Source organism: Stenotrophomonas sp. YJH_SMC_82 (genome assembly GCF_059368875.1).
On the sequence record NZ_JCAFSE010000002.1, the window covers coordinates 1 to 17,908 of the forward strand.

The 17,908-nt window shown below is 65.8% G+C and carries 14 protein-coding genes; 9 read left to right on the plus strand and 5 right to left on the minus strand.

Annotated elements, in window-relative coordinates:
- The 5 genes from AC5P53_RS07535 to AC5P53_RS07555 all read left to right on the plus strand — a co-directional run.
- A partial coding sequence (locus AC5P53_RS07535; protein WP_495202429.1) for a methyl-accepting chemotaxis protein occupies window positions 1-499 on the plus strand: 499 nt, incomplete at its 5' end.
- 37 nt (window positions 500-536) lie between these two features.
- The gene (locus AC5P53_RS07540; RefSeq protein WP_049416359.1) at window positions 537-1,406 is read left to right on the plus strand and encodes a CheR family methyltransferase; all 870 of its coding nucleotides are present in this window, start codon (window positions 537-539) and stop codon (window positions 1,404-1,406) included.
- Window positions 1,403-1,999, plus strand: coding sequence for a chemoreceptor glutamine deamidase CheD (gene cheD, locus AC5P53_RS07545; RefSeq protein ID WP_014037083.1), 597 nt, complete (start codon window positions 1,403-1,405; stop codon window positions 1,997-1,999). Before AC5P53_RS07540 ends, cheD begins: the two co-directional genes overlap by 4 nt.
- Window positions 1,996-3,069, plus strand: a complete 1,074-nt coding sequence (locus tag AC5P53_RS07550) for a protein-glutamate methylesterase/protein-glutamine glutaminase (protein ID WP_197606439.1) — start codon at window positions 1,996-1,998, stop codon at window positions 3,067-3,069. The genes cheD and AC5P53_RS07550 overlap by 4 nt, the downstream gene beginning before the upstream one ends.
- A 271-nt stretch (window positions 3,070-3,340) precedes the next feature.
- Window positions 3,341-3,712 (plus strand): hypothetical protein, encoded by a 372-nt coding sequence (locus tag AC5P53_RS07555; RefSeq protein ID WP_134731698.1) that lies wholly within the window; start codon window positions 3,341-3,343, stop codon window positions 3,710-3,712.
- A 96-nt stretch (window positions 3,713-3,808) separates the two neighbouring features.
- On the opposite strand, the gene AC5P53_RS07560 is transcribed toward AC5P53_RS07555, so the two are convergent.
- The 4 genes from AC5P53_RS07560 to AC5P53_RS07575 all read right to left on the minus strand — a co-directional run bounded on the left by AC5P53_RS07560 (window position 3,809) and on the right by AC5P53_RS07575 (window position 8,983).
- Window positions 3,809-5,560, minus strand: coding sequence for a WG repeat-containing protein (locus AC5P53_RS07560; RefSeq protein ID WP_241887019.1), 1,752 nt, complete (start codon window positions 5,558-5,560; stop codon window positions 3,809-3,811).
- A gap of 158 nt (window positions 5,561-5,718) precedes the next feature.
- The gene (gene acnB / locus AC5P53_RS07565; protein ID WP_241886778.1) at window positions 5,719-8,310 is read right to left on the minus strand and encodes a bifunctional aconitate hydratase 2/2-methylisocitrate dehydratase; all 2,592 of its coding nucleotides are present in this window, start codon (window positions 8,308-8,310) and stop codon (window positions 5,719-5,721) included.
- A 43-nt stretch (window positions 8,311-8,353) separates the two neighbouring features.
- A complete protein-coding gene (locus AC5P53_RS07570; RefSeq protein ID WP_005416402.1) occupies window positions 8,354-8,752 on the minus strand; it encodes a type II toxin-antitoxin system VapC family toxin in 399 nt (132 codons plus the stop codon).
- A gap of 6 nt (window positions 8,753-8,758) precedes the next feature.
- The gene (locus AC5P53_RS07575) at window positions 8,759-8,983 is read right to left on the minus strand and encodes an AbrB/MazE/SpoVT family DNA-binding domain-containing protein (RefSeq protein WP_005409505.1); all 225 of its coding nucleotides are present in this window, start codon (window positions 8,981-8,983) and stop codon (window positions 8,759-8,761) included.
- Between the two features lie 302 nt (window positions 8,984-9,285).
- On the opposite strand from AC5P53_RS07575, the gene acnA reads away from it, so the two are divergent.
- On the plus strand, window positions 9,286-12,039 hold the full coding sequence (gene acnA, locus AC5P53_RS07580; protein WP_241886777.1) for an aconitate hydratase AcnA: 2,754 nt from the start codon (window positions 9,286-9,288) through the stop codon (window positions 12,037-12,039).
- A gap of 128 nt (window positions 12,040-12,167) precedes the next feature.
- Here the strand turns inward: acnA and AC5P53_RS07585 are convergent, their stop codons facing one another.
- The gene (locus AC5P53_RS07585) at window positions 12,168-13,718 is read right to left on the minus strand and encodes a BCCT family transporter (protein WP_014647012.1); all 1,551 of its coding nucleotides are present in this window, start codon (window positions 13,716-13,718) and stop codon (window positions 12,168-12,170) included.
- Window positions 13,719-13,886: 168 nt separating this feature from the next.
- Here AC5P53_RS07585 and betI point away from each other — a divergent pair, with 168 nt between their 5' ends.
- The 3 genes from betI (at window position 13,887) to betA (ending at window position 17,772) form a co-directional block, all read left to right on the plus strand.
- A complete protein-coding gene (betI, locus tag AC5P53_RS07590; RefSeq protein WP_014647011.1) occupies window positions 13,887-14,477 on the plus strand; it encodes a transcriptional regulator BetI in 591 nt (196 codons plus the stop codon).
- A gap of 38 nt (window positions 14,478-14,515) precedes the next feature.
- Window positions 14,516-15,988, plus strand: coding sequence for a betaine-aldehyde dehydrogenase (betB, locus tag AC5P53_RS07595; protein ID WP_014647010.1), 1,473 nt, complete (start codon window positions 14,516-14,518; stop codon window positions 15,986-15,988).
- A 101-nt stretch (window positions 15,989-16,089) separates the two neighbouring features.
- Entirely contained in the window at window positions 16,090-17,772 is a 1,683-nt protein-coding gene (gene betA, locus AC5P53_RS07600) for a choline dehydrogenase (RefSeq protein WP_014647009.1), read from the plus strand.
- Window positions 17,773-17,908: the final 136 nt, after the last annotated feature.

Genomic DNA, 17,908 nt, shown 5'->3' on the forward strand with positions numbered 1-17,908 from the left:
CGCCCAGCGCTCGGCCGCGGCCGCCAAGGAGATCAAGGGCCTGATCGACGACTCGGTCGGCAAGGTCAACGACGGCTCGGCGCTGGTGCACAAGGCCGGCGCGACCATGGGCGAGATCGTCGCCTCGGTGCAGCGCGTGACTGACATCATGGCCGAGATCTCTGCGGCCTCGCAGGAACAGAGCGCCGGCATCGAGCAGGTCAACCAGACCGTGGTGCAGATGGACGAAACCACCCAGCAGAATGCTGCGTTGGTGGAAGAAGCCACTGCTGCGGCACGCGCAATGGAGGACCAGGCCGGCCAGCTGGCTGACGCCGTGGCGATCTTCCGCCTCGACAACCAGGTGTCCGCCGCAGTGAAGGCCGTGGCCGCGCGCGCGGAGCCGGCCCGTGTCACCACCGTGGCACGCCCGCAGCCGACCAGCACGCCCGCTCCGGTCCGCCGCAGCAGCAACGCCAGCACCTTCGCCGCCAGCGACAGCGACTGGCAGGAATTCTGAGACCCACCCGCGGCGGCTGCGGCCGCCGCCTCTGCCGATGGACACGTCCCCCGTGCAAAGTCCTACCCCCATCGTCACCGGCCCGCGCGAATTCGAGTTCGCCGACCGCGATTTCCGCCGCGTCTGCGACCTGATCTACCAGCGCGTGGGCATCGCCCTCGCGCCGGCAAAGCGCGACATGGTCTATGGCCGCCTGTCGCGCCGCCTGCGCACGCTGGGCATGCGCAGCTTCCAGCAGTACCTGGACCATCTGGAGCAGGAAGATGGTGACGAATGGCAGGCGTTCACCAACGCCCTGACCACCAACCTGACCTCGTTCTTCCGCGAACCGCATCACTTCGACAAGCTGCGCGAGGAACTCCAGCAGCGCTCCAGCCGCACCCCACTGCTGCTGTGGTCGTGCGCGGCGTCCACCGGCGAAGAACCCTACTCGATGGCGATCACCGCCTGCGAGGCCTTCGGCACGTTGAAGCCGCCGGTACGCATCATTGCCACCGACGTCGATACCCAGGTGCTGGCCACCGCCGGCCGCGGCGTCTACAACATCGATCGCGTCGCCAGCCTCGATCCGGACCTGCGCCGCCGCTACTTCCAGCGCGGCAGCGGCCCCAACGAGGGCCAGTGCCGCGTGCTGCCGGCGCTGCGCGAACTGATCGAGTTCCGCCCATTGAACCTGCTCGCCCCGCGCTACGACGTCGGCGGCCCGTTCGACGCGCTGTTCTGCCGCAACGTGATGATCTACTTCGACAAGCCGACCCAGCGCGCCATCCTCGGTCGCCTGGTCCAGCACCTGGCCGATGACGGCCTGCTCTACACCGGCCATTCGGAGAACTACCTGCACGCCGCCGACCTGATCCAGCCCTGCGGCCGCACCCTGTACCGCCGTGCGGCAAAGGCCGGCGCATGAATGCCTCGCTGCGTACCGACGATGTGATGCGCTACCAGGATGCGCGCTTCCAGACCATCGCCGCCAAGCTGCTGCCGACCCAGTACCTGGTGGTCGATGACACCACTGCGCTGACCACCACGCTGGGCTCCTGCGTGGCGGCGTGCCTGCGCGACCCGGTGCTGAAGATCGGCGGCATGAACCACTTCCTGCTGCCGGAGGGCAACGCCGGTGACGGCGCACCCGCACGCTACGGCAGCTATGCGATGGAACTGCTGATCAACGACATGCTCAAGCGGGGCGCCCACCGCAAGCGCATCGAAGCCAAGGTGTTCGGCGGCGCCAACGTGCTCAAGGGCTTCACCAGCAATCCAGTGGGCACCCGCAACGCCGAGTTCGTGCGCCAGTACCTGCAGGCCGAGCACATCCCGATCATCGCCGAGGACCTGTGCGGCATCCATCCGCGCAAGATCTGGTTCTTCGCCGACACCGGCCGCGTGGTGGTGCAGCGCCTGCCGCATGCGCATGAGGCCGAAGTGGCCGCCACCGAATCGGCGGTGCGTGCGCGCCTGTCCAAGGCGCCGGTCACCGGTGGCGTGGAGCTGTTCGAATGACCTCTACCGGCAACGCCCCCTGCCGGGTGCTGATCGTCGACGACTCTGCCGTCGTGCGCCAGATGCTCACCGAGATCCTGTCCAGCGATCCCGCCATCGACGTGGTCGGCACCGCCGCCGACCCGCTGCTGGCCCGTGAAAAGATCAAGCGACTGGCCCCGGACGTGATCACCCTGGACGTGGAAATGCCGCGCATGGACGGGCTGGCGTTCCTGGAAAACCTGATGCGCCTGCACCCGTTGCCGGTGGTGATGATCTCCTCGCTGACCGAGCGCGGCGCCGACACCACCCTGCAGGCACTGGCGCTGGGCGCCGTGGATTTCGTATCCAAGCCGAAGTTGGACGTGGCCCGCGGCCTGCAGGGCTACGCCGACGAGATCATCGCCAAGGTCAAGATGGCGGCGCGCTCGCGGGTACGTCCGCTGGTGCGCGCTGCCGCGCCGAAGCTCATGCTGGACGCCGCGCCCGCGATACGCCCGGCCGCGCCGCAGTTCCGCACCACCGACCGGCTGATCGCGATCGGTTCCTCGGCGGGCGGCACCGAAGCGCTGCGCGTGGTGCTGGAAGGCATGCCTGCCGACGCGCCCGCCGTGGTGATGACCCAGCACCTGCCGGCCAGCTTCAGCAGTGCCTTCGCCGAACGCCTGGACCGGCACTCGGCGATGGCCGTGCGCGAGGCCAGCGATGGCGAAGCAGTGCTGCCTGGCCACGCCTACCTGCCGCCGGGCGGCAAGCACCTGCGGATCATCCGCGACGGTGCGCGCTGGCGCTGCCGCGTCGACGATGGCCCGGCAGTGAACCGCCACAAGCCGGCAGTGGACGTGCTGTTCCGTTCGGTCGCGCAGAACGCCGGTGGCAACGCCATCGGCGCCATCCTCACCGGCATGGGCGATGACGGTGCACGCGGCCTGCTGGAAATGCGCCAGGCCGGCGCGCCGACGTTGGTGCAGGACGAAGCCACCAGCGTGGTCTGGGGCATGCCCGGCGCCGCGTTCAAGCTGGGGGCGGCTGAGGAACAGGTGCCGCTGGAGCGGATTGCCGAGCGGCTGCTGGCGCTCGCTCGCGGCTGATAGCGCGCCCCGGCTCAAGGACTCCGCGGGCAGTAGATCCACGCCATGCGTGGATGACTTTGTAGAGTCGAGCCGCGCTCGACTCATCGCGCATCGCACGAACAGCAGCCAAGCATGGACTCGGCGCTACAGGCCATCAGGCAACAAGAAAAGGTGCCGGCTTTCATCGGGGTTCTTCGTTTCAAGGTGCCGGCTTTCATCGGGGTTCTTCGTTTCAACGCGCTACCCGCATGTGTGCTTTGATAGCGGTATTGCACAAGGAATGCTGCACATGATCAAAGGCATATGGAAGGCCGCCCTGGCGGCCGTACTGCTTTCATTGCCACTGGCACCCGCCAGCGCCAGTGGCGATCTGTTCTACTTCGAGGCCAAGCAGGGTGATGTGTTCTTCATGCTGATGCTGGTGGGTCGCGAAGATCCCGGCGCGGTAAGCGTCAGCTGGAAAGGCCCGTCTATCCCGCCGTACCCCAACGTGCATCGCCGCTACTACATCGAATTCAACCGTGCAAAGCGCCAGGCCTACGTGCGTCCACTTGACCGTGATGGACTGCCTTGGTTCGAGATGGATGTCTCCGGTAAGAGCGGCAACGTGCTGATCGGCGGCCGTCGGCTGGAAGGCAGCGCAGACTGGACCGTGCAGTAGCGCCGGAAGCCTGAGCGTTGCGTTGTTTCCAACACGCCCAGATTTTCCATTTGGATCGCACCAGGCTCCAGCCATACCAGGCAGTCAATGGTCCGACTATTGGCTGGGACGAGGATGCAGACGCCCCAGAACGGTCCCGTCGAGCTTGATCAGCTCCAAGGTCTGATCTGTCTTCAACGTCTCAAACAGACCATCCGGTCGAGAATGAATCGATAGAAATCCCTGTTCGAACAGCGTCGTTTCTGTGTCCGGGTCAAGAAAATTAACCGTAATATCACCGGCACTGTTTCGCTCACGCACTGAAACCAGGCCTTTCGAAACATTCACGTAGCCGTAGCGGGGCGCCAGCCTCCACCGCCCCGACTCATCCAGAAGACCCCAACGGCCACGTAGTGAGAGCGCATAGACTCTTGTTCCATCCGCCAAAAAATCCGGTAAGGGATCATGCAGCGTGAAATCAGCCACCGCATTGCCACGCAGATCGAGTATGTGATACCCGGGGTCATATCCCGGCCGTTCGAATGCCGCGACCAGATTCGGACCCAATGGTCTTATTCGACGGTAACGAGGAGGAATCAGCCAAGCACCCGTAGCATCTATTACACCCCATCCTCCATCGGCTTGGGCCAACAGCAGTTGGTCATCCAGTCCTTCCGCGGTTTGAAAAGGCGCAAGTCGGTAGTACAGGGAAGACGAGATGCTGCCATCTTCCAGCATCATGAAACGCACCCCCGCTTCGCCGGGCTTTTGATACTCGACGATCCTGCGGTTCAACGGATGCAGGCCTGCAGCGCGTTGCAGGGAGCGCAGCGACCCATCCAGGCCTACAACGTATTCATCATCTTCCGAACTGAAGATTACATACCCCACTCGTTCAGCGAACTCATCTGTCTTCATACAGTGGCCTGCAGGCGTCGGAAACATCAAACCCGCGCGCGTGAAATGCAGGCACTGGCCGTCTTCGGCTACCGCAGAAAGCAGGTACCCACCCCGACCAAACTTGAACCGATATCGACCCATGGGCGCCACTTGCACCCCGTGGGGATCCAGCACCGTGTCGTTCCCGCCCTGGGTGGCGAGCGCGAAACCCGAACTGTTGAAGGTCATCTGATCGTAGTCCTGGCGCCCTATGCCTGCCAGTGATCGATCAACCAGGCCAAAGTGGACACCATCGCGCGAAGCGATGGCCACTTCCCCCTCATGACCCACGGGACCAAAGCTACCAAAGACACTGAAAACGGGACCGGACCTGCCCTTTGCGTCAAGGAAGTGGGTCGTGCAGCGCCGCTTTTCACTGTTGCAGAGTTCTACAGCCGGGTTTCCTGCCCAGGACGCCGAGCGCAGGAGATCGATCTCGCCTTTCTCCTCAAACCGACGCACCAATCGGCCTCGTGCATTGAAGAAGTCGATTCGCGTGTACGCCTTGGGCGGGCTCCGCAGCAATACCTTGGCTTCGATCATCCCGTTGCCATGTGCCTCAACCGAGTCGTAATGCGCTTCAAGGACGATACGCCCTTCTGAATTCATGACGCCCCTGTTCTCCCCCCTTTCGAAGACCGCCACCCCATTTTTGAAGGGGCGGAGGTATTGCATTCCCCGATGCTCGACCAGTTGCCGGCCCGTGCCATCCAGCACCACGCAGCGACCCTCATGACAGAGGCTGTGGCGTGTAGTCCTGTCGAGACGGGGCGGCGGCTTGATAGACAGCGGCATCGCAGACGCCGGCGTTGCGCCGACCGATGGCGCCATGGTCAGAAGTGCGGAGGCCAGCAGAGCCCCGAAGGCCTGGGTGATGACGCTGCGGCGATGGGCAGGGCTGGGAGTCGTCAGCAGAAATGAATGGCGCATCTCAGGCAAGACCCGAATGGTGGGCATCCACGGTAGGCGCCATGCGTCGCCAGAGACATACAATTTCTCCGAAAGTGCCCTGTCCACAAAAAACCCCCGGCTTTCACCGGGGGTTCTTCATTTCAACGAGATGCCGGCCAGCGGCCGGCACTACCGCATCAGGCAGCGACCGTCTTGGCCACGTCCTGGTATTCCTCGATCTGGTCGAAGTTCATGTAGCGGTAGATCTCCGCGCCATTGGCGTTGATCACGCCGATGTCCGCCATGTACTCCTCCTTGGTCGGGATGCGGCCCAGGCGCGAGCAGATCGCCGCCAGTTCCGCCGAACCCAGGTACACGTTGGTGTTGCGGCCCAAGCGGTTCGGGAAGTTGCGGGTCGAGGTCGACATCGCGGTGGAGCCTTCGCGGATCTGCGCCTGGTTGCCCATGCACAGCGAGCAGCCCGGCATTTCCATGCGCGCGCCGGTAGCGCCGAAGGTGCCGTACACGCCTTCCTTGGTCAGCTCCGAAGCATCCATCTTGGTCGGCGGGGCCACCCACAGGCGGGTCGGCAGGTCACGCTTGCCTTCCAGCAGCTTCGCAGCGGCGCGGAAGTGACCGATGTTGGTCATGCACGAACCGATGAACACTTCGTCGATCTTGGCGCCGGCCACTTCGGACAGGGTCTTCACGTCGTCCGGGTCGTTCGGGCAGGCCACGATCGGCTCGTGGATGTCGGCCAGGTCGATCTCGATGACGGCGGCGTATTCGGCGTCGGCATCCGGCTCCAGCAGCTGCGGGTTGGCCAGCCACGCTTCCATCTTCTCGATGCGACGCTGCAGCGAACGCGGGTCCTGGTAACCCTCGGCAATCATCCACTTCAGCAGCGTGATGTTGCTGGTCAGGTACTCGATGATCGGTTCCTTGTTCAGGCGCACCGAGCAACCGGCCGCCGAACGCTCGGCCGAGGCATCGGACAGCTCGAACGCCTGTTCGACCTTCAGCTCCGGCAGGCCTTCGATTTCCAGGATGCGACCGGAGAAGATGTTCTTCTTGCCAGCCTTGGCCACGGTCAGCAGGCCCGACTTGATCGCGTACAGCGGGATCGCGTTGACCAGGTCACGCAGGGTCACGCCCGGCTGCATCTTGCCCTTGAAGCGCACCAGCACCGACTCCGGCATGTCCAGCGGCATCACGCCGGTGGCCGCGGCGAAGGCGACCAGGCCCGAACCGGCCGGGAACGAAATACCCACCGGGAAACGGGTGTGCGAGTCACCACCGGTGCCGACGGTGTCCGGCAGCAGCATGCGGTTGAGCCAGCTGTGGATCACGCCGTCGCCCGGGCGCAGCGAGACGCCGCCACGGGTGGAGATGAACTCCGGCAGGGTGTGGTGGGTCTTCACGTCCACCGGCTTCGGGTACGCGGCGGTATGGCAGAACGACTGCATCACCAGGTCGGCCGAGAAGCCCAGGCAGGCCAGGTCCTTCAGCTCGTCGCGGGTCATCGGGCCGGTGGTGTCCTGCGAGCCCACCGAGGTCATCTTCGGTTCGCAGTAGGTGCCCGGGCGCATGCCCTGGCCTTCCGGCAGGCCACAGGCGCGGCCGACCATCTTCTGCGCCAGCGAGAAGCCCTTGCCGGTGTCGACCGGCTGCACCGGCAGGCGGAACAGATCGGTCGGGGCCAGGCCCAGCGCTTCGCGCGCCTTGCCGGTCAGGCCACGGCCGATGATCAGCGGAATGCGGCCACCGGCACGCACTTCGTCGAACAGCACGTCGGACTTGACCTGGAACTCGGCGATCACTTCACCGTTCTTCAGCGCCTTGCCTTCATACGGACGCAGCTCGACCACATCGCCGTGTTCCATCTTCGACACGTCCAGCTCGATCGGCAGCGCGCCGGCATCTTCCATGGTGTTGTAGAAGATCGGGGCGATCTTGCCGCCCAGGCAGACGCCACCGGCGCGCTTGTTCGGGATGAACGGAATGTCATCGCCGGTCCACCACAGCACGCTGTTGGTGGCCGACTTGCGCGAGGAACCGGTGCCGACCACGTCGCCGACGTAGGCAACCAGGTGGCCCTTTTCCTTCAGCGACAGGATCTGCTGGATCGGGCCGCGCTTGCCGTCTTCTTCCGGGGTGAACGGCGCATCGTCGCGCTTGTTCTTCAGCATCGCCAGGGCGTGCATCGGAATGTCCGGGCGGGTGGTCGCGTCCGGTGCCGGCGACAGGTCGTCGGTGTTGGTCTCGCCCGGCACCTTGAACACGGTGACGGTCAGGCTCTGCGGCACTTCCGGATTGCTGGTGAACCACTCGGCATCGGCCCAGCTCTGCAGCACGGCCTGGGCGTTGGCGTTGCCGGCCTTGGCCTTTTCCTGCACGTCATGGAACGCATCGAACACCAGCAGGGTCTTCTTCAGGCCGTTGGCGGCGATGGTGCCGACGCTGGCGTCGTCCAGCAACTGCACCAGCGGGGCGACGTTGTAACCGCCGAGCATGGTGCCCAGCAGTTCGGTGGCGCGCTCGCGGCTGATCAGCGGGTTCTGCTCGCTGCCCAGGGCGATCGCCGCCAGGTACGAGGCCTTGACCTTGGCCGCGTCATCGACACCGGCCGGCACGCGATGGGTCAGCAGGTCGAGCAGGAACTCGGCCTCGCCCTGCGGCGGGTTCTTCAGCAGTTCGATGACATCGGCCGTCTGCTGCGCGCTCAGCGGCAGCGGCGGGATGCCAAGCGCAGCGCGCTCGGCGACGTGGTGGCGGTAGGCTTCCAACATGACAACTCCCGGGTAATGCGTAGGTTGAAATAACAAAGTGGGCTCAGGCGTGCGGCACGATCAGCTTCAGGCCCTTGAAGTAGTCGCGGTAAAACGTGTCGTTCCAGGTGATCAGGCCGTCACACTGCAGCAGTGCGTGGGCGCCGACCATGAATTCGTCCAGGCTGCGGCGGCTGCCGCCACGCTGGCGATGACGGCGGTGCATCTCGCCGGCGCGCAGCGCCGACTTGGCTTCCATCGGGTTGAAGTGCACGCCCATTTCTTCCAGCGCTTCGAGCACCTCGGCGCCGCCGCGCAGCGATGCGCAGACCTCGGCCAGGGTCGCGCCACAGACCACCACGCGGCCACCGACCAGGCTCTGCCGGAGGATGGCTTCCACGGCATCGGCCTGCGGACCATTGCTGAGCAGCTCGACCAGCACCGGTGAATCGACGGCGATCATCACGGCTTATTCCTCGTCACGCACCGCGCGTACCGCTGCGTCGGACGATTCGAAGCCGTCCAGCGCAAACTTGCCGCGCGCCCGTGAAATCGCATCGTCAACACTCTTGCGCAGGATGATGCGGCTGCCGTCCAGCTCGACCTTCAGCAGCGTGCCCTTGGTCAGGCCGAGGGCATCACGCACCGCCTTGGGCAGGGTGATCTGTCCGCGTTCTGCAACAGTGGCTTCCATCGGTAGGCCCTCCAGAGTATGCACAAATTATACATACTTCCCCGGGCATACTTCCACCCTGAACAGGACCGGCGCCCCGCCAGCCCTTGCCTCGCAAAGGATCGGCCACAAACGTGACATACGCCATACACCTTCCCCTGTAGTCTGGAACCGATGCCGCAGGCCGGGACCCGGCCCGGATGAATCCATTCAGTCTGAGGTTCATACTGGGACGACCGGGGCCGTCAGGCCCGCGGCGACCGCAAGCAGGCCCGCCCATGCGCGGGCCACTGCAAGCCATCCGCAAGAAGGAGTTACCCCGCATGAGCGATTCGTTCTCCACCCGCAGCCAGCTGAACGTCGGCGGCAAGACCTACGACTATTTCAGCCTGCCCACGCTGGGCCAGCGCTTCGATATCTCCCACCTGCCCTACTCGATGAAGATCCTGCTGGAGAACCTGCTCCGGCACGAGGACGGCGGTATCACCGTCGGCAAGGACCACATCGAAGCCGTGGCCCGCTGGAACCCGGCGGCCGAGCCGGACACCGAGATCGCCTTCATGCCGGCGCGCGTGGTCCTGCAGGACTTCACCGGCGTGCCCTGCGTGGTCGACCTGGCCGCGATGCGCGACGCGGTCGTCAAGCTGGGCGGCTCGCCGGAGCAGATCAACCCGCAGATCCCCTCCGAACTGGTCATCGACCACTCGGTGCAGGTCGATGTGTTCGGCAAGCCGGACGCGCTGGACCTCAACGGCAAGATCGAGTTCCAGCGCAACCAGGAACGCTACGGCTTCCTGCGCTGGGGCCAGAAGGCCTTCGACAACTTCAAGGTGGTGCCGCCGAACACCGGCATCGTCCACCAGGTGAACCTGGAGAACCTGGCCCGCGTAGTGATGACCGCCGACAGGGACGGCAAGGCGATCGCCTACCCCGATACCGTGTTCGGTACCGACAGCCACACCACCATGATCAACGGCATCGGCGTGCTTGGCTGGGGCGTGGGCGGCATCGAAGCCGAGGCCGCCATGCTCGGCCAACCGTCGTCGATGCTGATTCCGCAGGTGGTCGGCTTCAAGCTGACCGGCAAGCTGCCCGAGGGTGCCACCGCTACGGACCTGGTGCTGACCGTCACCCAGATGCTGCGCAAGCTGGGCGTCGTCGGCAAGTTCGTCGAGTTCTACGGTGACGGCCTGCAGCACCTGCCGCTGGCCGACCGAGCCACCATCGGCAACATGGCCCCGGAGTACGGCGCCACCTGCGGCATCTTCCCGATCGACGCCGAATCGCTGAACTACCTGCGCCTGTCCGGCCGCAGCGAAGAGCAGATCGACCTGGTCGAAGCCTATGCCAAGGCACAGGGCCTGTGGCACGAACCGGGCAGCCCGCATGCCCAGTACAGCACCACGCTGGAACTGGACATGGGCACGGTGAAGCCGTCGCTGGCCGGCCCGAAGCGTCCGCAGGACCGCGTGCTGCTGGAGGACGTGCAGAAGAACTACCGCGAAGCACTGGTTGGCATGACCAGCAACCGCGACAAGCGCAGTGATGATGTTTCCTCGTTCGTCAATGAAGGCGGCGGCGCGGCGGTCGGCAACGAGCAGCTGGCCAAGGGCTTCGCCGACATCGAGATCGAAGGCCGCAAGGTGCGGCTGAAGGATGGCGCGGTGGTCATCGCCGCCATCACCTCCTGCACCAATACCTCCAACCCGGCGGTGATGATCGGTGCCGGCCTGCTGGCCCGCAATGCGGCCGCCAAGGGCCTGAACCGCCAGCCGTGGGTGAAGACCTCGCTCGGGCCGGGCTCGCGCGTGGTCACGGACTACCTGGAAAAGGCCGGCGTGCTGAAGGAGCTGGAGAAGATCGGCTTCTACGTGGTCGGCTACGGCTGCACCACCTGCATCGGCAACTCCGGCCCGCTGCCGACCGAAGTCAGCGCCGGCATCGCCACCGGCGACCTGGTGGTCACCTCGGTGCTGTCGGGCAACCGCAACTTCGAGGGTCGCGTGCACCCCGAAGTGAAGATGAACTACCTGGCAAGCCCGCCGCTGGTGGTGGCCTATGCCATCGCCGGCACCACCGACATCGACCTGACCACCCAGCCGCTGGGCACCGGCAGCGATGGCCAGCCGGTGTTCCTGCGCGACATCTGGCCGAGCAACAAGGAAATCGGCGATGTCATCGCCGCCACCATCGGCCCGGAGATGTTCAAGCAGAACTACGCCGACGTGTTCAAGGGCGACACCCGCTGGAACACCATCGCCTCGCCGGACGGCAACCTGTACGCGTGGAGCGATGCCTCCACCTACATCAAGAACCCGCCGTACTTCGATGGCATGACCATGCAGACCGGCAGCATCGACGACGTGCACGGCGCACGCGTGATGGGCCTGTTCGGCGATTCGATCACCACCGACCACATCTCCCCGGCCGGCAACATCAAGAAGGACTCGCCGGCGGGCCGCTTCCTGCAGGAACGCGGCGTGCAGCCGGCCGACTTCAACAGCTACGGCAGCCGCCGCGGCAACGATGACGTGATGGTCCGCGGCACCTTCGCCAACATCCGCATCAAGAACCTGATGTTCGGTGGCGAGGAAGGCGGCAACACCCTGTACTACCCCGCCGGTGGTGGCCAGCCGGAGAAGCTGGCGATCTACGATGCGGCCATGAAGTACAAGGCCGACAAGGTGCCGCTGGTGGTGCTGGCCGGCAAGGAATACGGCACCGGCTCGTCGCGCGACTGGGCCGCCAAGGGCACCCTGCTGCTGGGGGTGAAGGCGGTCATCGCCGAGAGCTTCGAACGCATCCACCGCTCCAACCTGGTCGGCATGGGCGTGCTGCCGCTGCAGTTCCGCAACGGCGAGAACGCGCAGAGCCTGGGCCTGGACGGCTCGGAAGTGATCGACATCACCGGCCTGCAGGACGGTGCCAGCAAGCGCGCCACGGTCACCGCGACCAAGGCCGATGGCACGAAGAAGACCTTCGAGGTCTCGGTGATGCTGCTGACCCCGAAGGAAGTCGAGTACTTCCGTCATGGCGGCCTGCTGCAGTACGTGCTGCGCCAGCTGGCAGCCAAGTAACGGAAAAGGGCCGGATCCTTGCGGGTCCGGCCCTTTCCGTCTGCGATGCCCCCCTGTAGAGCCGAGCCTGCGCTCGTCTGCTTCTGCGCCAACAGCAGCCGAGCGTGGGCTCGGCTCTACAGAGGCGCTCAGCGGCGGGGTGCGTCCGGGTCGGTGCGCAGCGCCTTCAGCAGGCCCCACATGTAGAACGCCAGCGTGAACGAGAACGGCAGGCCACACAGCACCACCGCCGTCTGCATCGCACTGAAATTGCCGGCCAGCAGCAGGCCGACACTGGCCACGGTAATGCCGGCCGCCCAGAACACGCGCAGCCAGATCGGCGCGTCATGGCCGTCTTCCACACCATCGTCAACGCGACGGGTGCACAGGTTGGCGATCATCAGCGTGCCCGAGTCGACCGGGGTCAGGAACAGCACGAAGCCGATCACCACTGCGGCACCGGCCACGTACGGCGCGCCGGGCAGGTATTCCAGCAGCTTGAACAACGTCATCGCCGCATCGTGCTGGGCCACCTCACCCAGGATCGCCTGGCCGTGGTTGAGCACCAGGTCGATGGCGGTGTTGCCGAAGATCGACAGCCAGGCCAGGGTGAAGCCGAGCGGGATCAGCAGCACGCCCATGATCACTTCGCGGATGGTGCGGCCGCGCGAGATGCGCGCCACGAAAAGGCCGACGAACGGCGCCCAGGCGATCCACCAGGCCCAGTAGAACAGCGTCCACGAGCCCATCCACTCACGGCCCTTCGGGTCGTTGAGGTACATGTCGAAGCTCTTGCGCACGAACGCGCCAAGGTAATCGCCGGTGTTCTGGATCAGGCCGTCGAACAGGTGCAGGGTCGGGCCGGTGACCAGCACGAACAGCAGCAGGCCACACAGCAGGCGCACATTGAGGTTGGACAGCCAGGCAATGCCCTTTTCCACACCGGCGACCACGCCGATGGTGGCCACCACCATCATCACCAGCACGATGGCCACCAGCACCTGCGGCGTATCCGGGATGTGGAACAGGTAGACCAGGCCGGACTGCACCACCAGCGCGCCGATGCCGAGGTTGGTCACCATCGAGATCAGCGTGGCCAGGATGCCGAAACCATCGACCATGTCGCCGATGCGGCCGTGGATGCGCTCACCGAAGATCGGGTACAGCGCCGAGCGCAGCGCCAGCGGCAGGTCGCGGCGGTACGCGAAGTAGCCCAGCGCCACGCCGACCAGCGCGTACAGCGCCCAGCCGTGCAGGCCCCAGTGCAGGAAGGTCAGCACCATCGCTTCGCGGCCGGCGGCCACGGTCCCGCCGGGTTGCCCGGGCGGATGCAGGAAATGGTCCAGCGGCTCGTAGGCACCGTAGTACAGCAGCGCGATGCCGATGCCGGCCGAGAATAGCATCGAGACCCAGGCAACGTAGCCGAAGGCCGGTGACTCCTCGTTGTGACCCAGGCGGATGCGGCCATACGGCGAGAACGCCAGCCACAGCACGAAGCCCAGGCACAGCACGATCAGCAGCATGTACCACCAGCCGAACGCGGCCGACACCTCGGCCTGCGCCCATTGCAGCCAGTGCTCGCTGCCTTCGGGATAGAGAACGGTGAGCAGCCCGAGGATGCCGATCGACACCGAGGAGCTGAGAAAGACAAAACGGTTCAAGCGCAGGGGCGAACGCTTGGGATGAGCCAGGGAAGACATGGGATCGTCTCATCAGTCCGGGGGAGCACATGGGCGGGGCCGGACCGGTAAACCGGGCCCATGGCGTGGGGCGCGAGCGCATCCTAGGGTTTATTGATTGAACGTTCAATCAATAAAAAGCATAATGGCGGGCAGCCGATCCTTCGGGTCGCAATCCGTGGAGAGACAATGCCGAAGAAAGGCGTGGAACCGGTACGGCGCGAACAGCTGATCCGGGCCACTTTCCAGACCATCGACGAGATCGGCATGGCCGACGCGACCGTCGCCACCATCGCGAAGAAGGCAGGGCTGTCCAGCGGCATCGTCGCCCACTACTTTGGCGACAAGGACGGCCTGCTCAATGCTGCAATGCGGCAGATCCTGCGCGAACTGAAGGACGCCGTCGCCCGCTACCGCGCCGAGGCCAGCGATGACCCCCGCGAGCAGTTGCGTGCCATCGTCGATGGCAACTTCGACGACAGTCAGATCAACGGTACCGCAATGCGCGTCTGGCTCACGTTCTGGGCCGCCAGCATGCACCAGCCGGAACTGGCCCGGCTGCAGCGCGCCAACGACCAGCGCCTGTTCTCCAACCTGTGCCACCAGTTCAACCGCCTGCTGCCCCACCCGCAGGCCCGCCTGGCCGCCCGTGGCCTGGCCGCGATGATCGACGGCCTGTGGCTGCGTGGCAGCCTGGTCGGCGGCCAGTTCAACGCCGACAAGTCGCGGCGCATCGCCTACGGCTACATCGACTTCCAGTTGCAGGCTGCCGCGCTATAAGCGCTTCAGCACCCGCCCCCTTCCAAGGAGTACGCCCCATGACCACCCTGCCCGTCCAACAGCTCTACATCCACGGCCAGCGCGTCGATGCCACCAGCGGCAAGACCTTCAAGACCGTCAACCCGGCCACCGGTGAGGTGATCGCCGAAGTGCAGGTTGCCAGCCAGGCCGACGTCGAGCGCGCCGTGCAGAGCGCGGCCGAAGGCCAGAAGGTGTGGGCCGCGATGACGGCCATGGAGCGCTCGCGCATCCTGCGCCGCGCCGTCGAGCTCCTGCGCGAGCGCAACGACGAACTGGCCCACCTGGAAACCCTGGACACCGGCAAGGCGCTGGCCGAGACCACCACCGTGGACATCGTCACCGGCGCCGACGTGGTCGAGTACTACGCTGGCCTGGCCACCGCCATCGAAGGCATCCAGCTGCCGCTGCGCGAATCGAGCTTCTTCTACACCCGCCGCGAACCGCTGGGCGTGGTGGCCGGCATCGGCGCCTGGAACTACCCGATCCAGATCGCCATGTGGAAGTCGGCCCCGGCCCTCGCCGCCGGCAATGCGATGGTGTTCAAGCCGTCCGAAGTGACCCCGTTGACCGCGATCCGGCTGGCCGAGATCTACACCGAAGCCGGCGTGCCGGCCGGCGTGTTCAACGTCGTGCAGGGCCCGGGCCGCGAGATCGGGCAGTGGCTGACCGAGCACCCGGTGATCGAGAAGATTTCCTTCACCGGCGGCGTCGCCACCGGCAAGAAGGTCATGGCCAGCGCGGCGTCCTCGTCGCTGAAGGAAGTGACCATGGAGCTGGGCGGCAAGTCGCCGCTGGTGATCTGCGATGACGCCGATCTGGACCGCGCCGCCGACATCGCGGTGATGGCCAACTTCTTCAGCTCCGGCCAGGTCTGCACCAACGGCACCCGCGTGTTCGTGCCGCGCAGCATGCTGGCCGCGTTCGAGGCCGCCGTTGTCGAGCGCGTCAAGCGCATCCGCATCGGCGACCCGATGGCAGCCGAGACCAACTTCGGCCCGCTGACCAGCTTCCCGCACATGGAAAACGTGCTGCGCTACATCGAAAGCGGCAAGGCCGAAGGCGCCCGCCTGCTGACCGGCGGCGGCCGTGCCACCGAAGGCGCGCTGGCCAATGGCGCGTACGTGCTGCCGACCGTGTTTTCCGACTGCCGCGATGACATGACGATTGTCCGGGAAGAGATCTTCGGGCCGGTGATGAGCATCCTCGCCTACGACGACGAAGACGAAGTGGTGCGTCGTGCCAACGACACCACCTTCGGCCTCGCCGCCGGCGTGGTCAGCAAGGATGTCAGCCGCGCCCACCGCATCATCCACCGCCTGGAAGCCGGCATCTGCTGGATCAACACCTGGGGCGAATCGCCGGCCGAAATGCCCGTCGGTGGCTACAAGGAATCCGGCGTCGGCCGCGAGAACGGCATCTCGACCCTCGGCCACTACACCCGCATCAAGTCGGTGCAGGTCGAGCTGGGCGACTACGCCAGCGTGTTCTGACCGGCGCGCCGCCAGCACGCCCCATCGTCCGGCCACCGCGCCGATCCGACATCCCGCCGGGACGCCTGCATGCAGCGCGCCCCGGCCTGCAGGAGACACCCATGAGCACCCACAACGAGTACGACTACATCATCATCGGCGCCGGTTCGGCCGGCAACGTGCTGGCTACCCGCCTCACCGAAGATGCCGATGTCAGCGTGCTGCTGCTGGAAGCCGGTGGCCCGGACTACCGGCTCGACTTCCGTACCCAGATGCCGGCGGCACTGGCCTTCCCACTGCAGGGCAAGCGCTACAACTGGGCGTACAAGACCGATCCGGAGCCCTTCATGAACAACCGCCGCATGGACTGCGGCCGCGGCAAGGGCCTGGGCGGCTCGTCGCTGATCAACGGCATGTGCTACATCCGCGGCAACGCGATGGACTATGACAACTGGGCCAGCATGCCGGGCCTGGAAGACTGGACCTACCTGGACTGCCTGCCCTACTTCCGCAAGGCCGAAACCCGTGATATCGGCCCCAATGACTACCACGGTGGCGACGGCCCGCTGCGCGTTACCACGCCCAAGGCCGGCAACAACGAGCTGTTCGCTGCGATGGTCGAAGCCGGCGTGCAGGCCGGCTACCCGCGCACCGACGACCTCAACGGCTACCAGCAGGAAGGTTTCGGCCCGATGGACCGCACGGTGACCCCGAAGGGCCGTCGTTCCAGCACCGCCCGCGGCTACCTGGACCTGGCCAAGCCGCGCCCGAACCTGACCATCGTCACCCACGCGCTGACCGACCGCATCCTGTTCTCGGGCAAGCGCGCCGTGGGCGTGCAGTGGCTGCACAGCGACCAGCCGCAGCGCGCCACCGCCCGCCGCGAAGTGCTGCTGTGCGGCGGCGCCATCGCCTCGCCACAGATCCTGCAGCGCTCGGGCGTCGGCCCGGCCGACCTGCTGCGCAGCCTGGACATCGACCTGGTGCACCACCTGCCGGGCGTCGGCGCCAACCTGCAGGACCACCTTGAGATGTACCTGCAGTACGAGTGCAAGAAGCCGGTGTCGCTGGCGCCGGCACTGAAGCTGTACAACCAGCCGGCGATCGGTGCCGAGTGGCTGTTCCTGGGCACCGGCATCGGCGCCAGCAACCAGTTCGAGGCCGGTGGCTTCATCCGCAGCGACGCCGAATTCGACTGGCCGAACCTGCAGTACCACTTCCTGCCGGTGGCGATCAATTACAACGGCTCCAACCCGATCAAGGCGCACAGCTTCCAGATGCACGTCGGTTCGATGCGCTCACCCAGCCGCGGCCGCATCCACGTGCGCTCGAAGGACCCGCGCGAACATCCGAGCATCCTGTTCAACTACATGTCGCACGACCAGGACTGGCGCGAGTTCCGTGCGGCGATCCGCATCACCCGCGAGATCTTCGCGCAGCCGGCGCTGGCCCCGTACAGCGGCCGCGAGATCTCGCCGGGAAGCGCGCTGCAGACCGACGCGCAGATCGATGCGTTCGTGCGCGAGCACGCCGAGACTGCCTATCACCCGTCGTGCTCGAACAAGATGGGCCATGCCGACGATCCGATGGCGGTGGTCGATGGCCAGGGCCGCGTACACGGGCTGGAAGGCCTGCGCATCGTCGATGCCTCGATCATGCCGCAGGTGGTGACCGGCAACCTCAACGCGCCGACCATCATGATGGCCGAGAAGCTGGCCGACGTGATCCGCGGCCGCACCCCGCTCGCCCGTAGCACCGCGCCGTACTACAAGGCCAACGGCGCACCCGTTCGCAAGCAGGGTTGACGCAGCCGGCCCGCTTGGGGCCACGGTAGTGCCGGCCGCTGGCCGGCATCCATCGTATGGTCCGTCCAGCGCAGATGCCGGCCAGCGGCCAGCACTACCCAGCAAGGAGGCTCTTCGGGGCCTCTTCGCGTTTTCC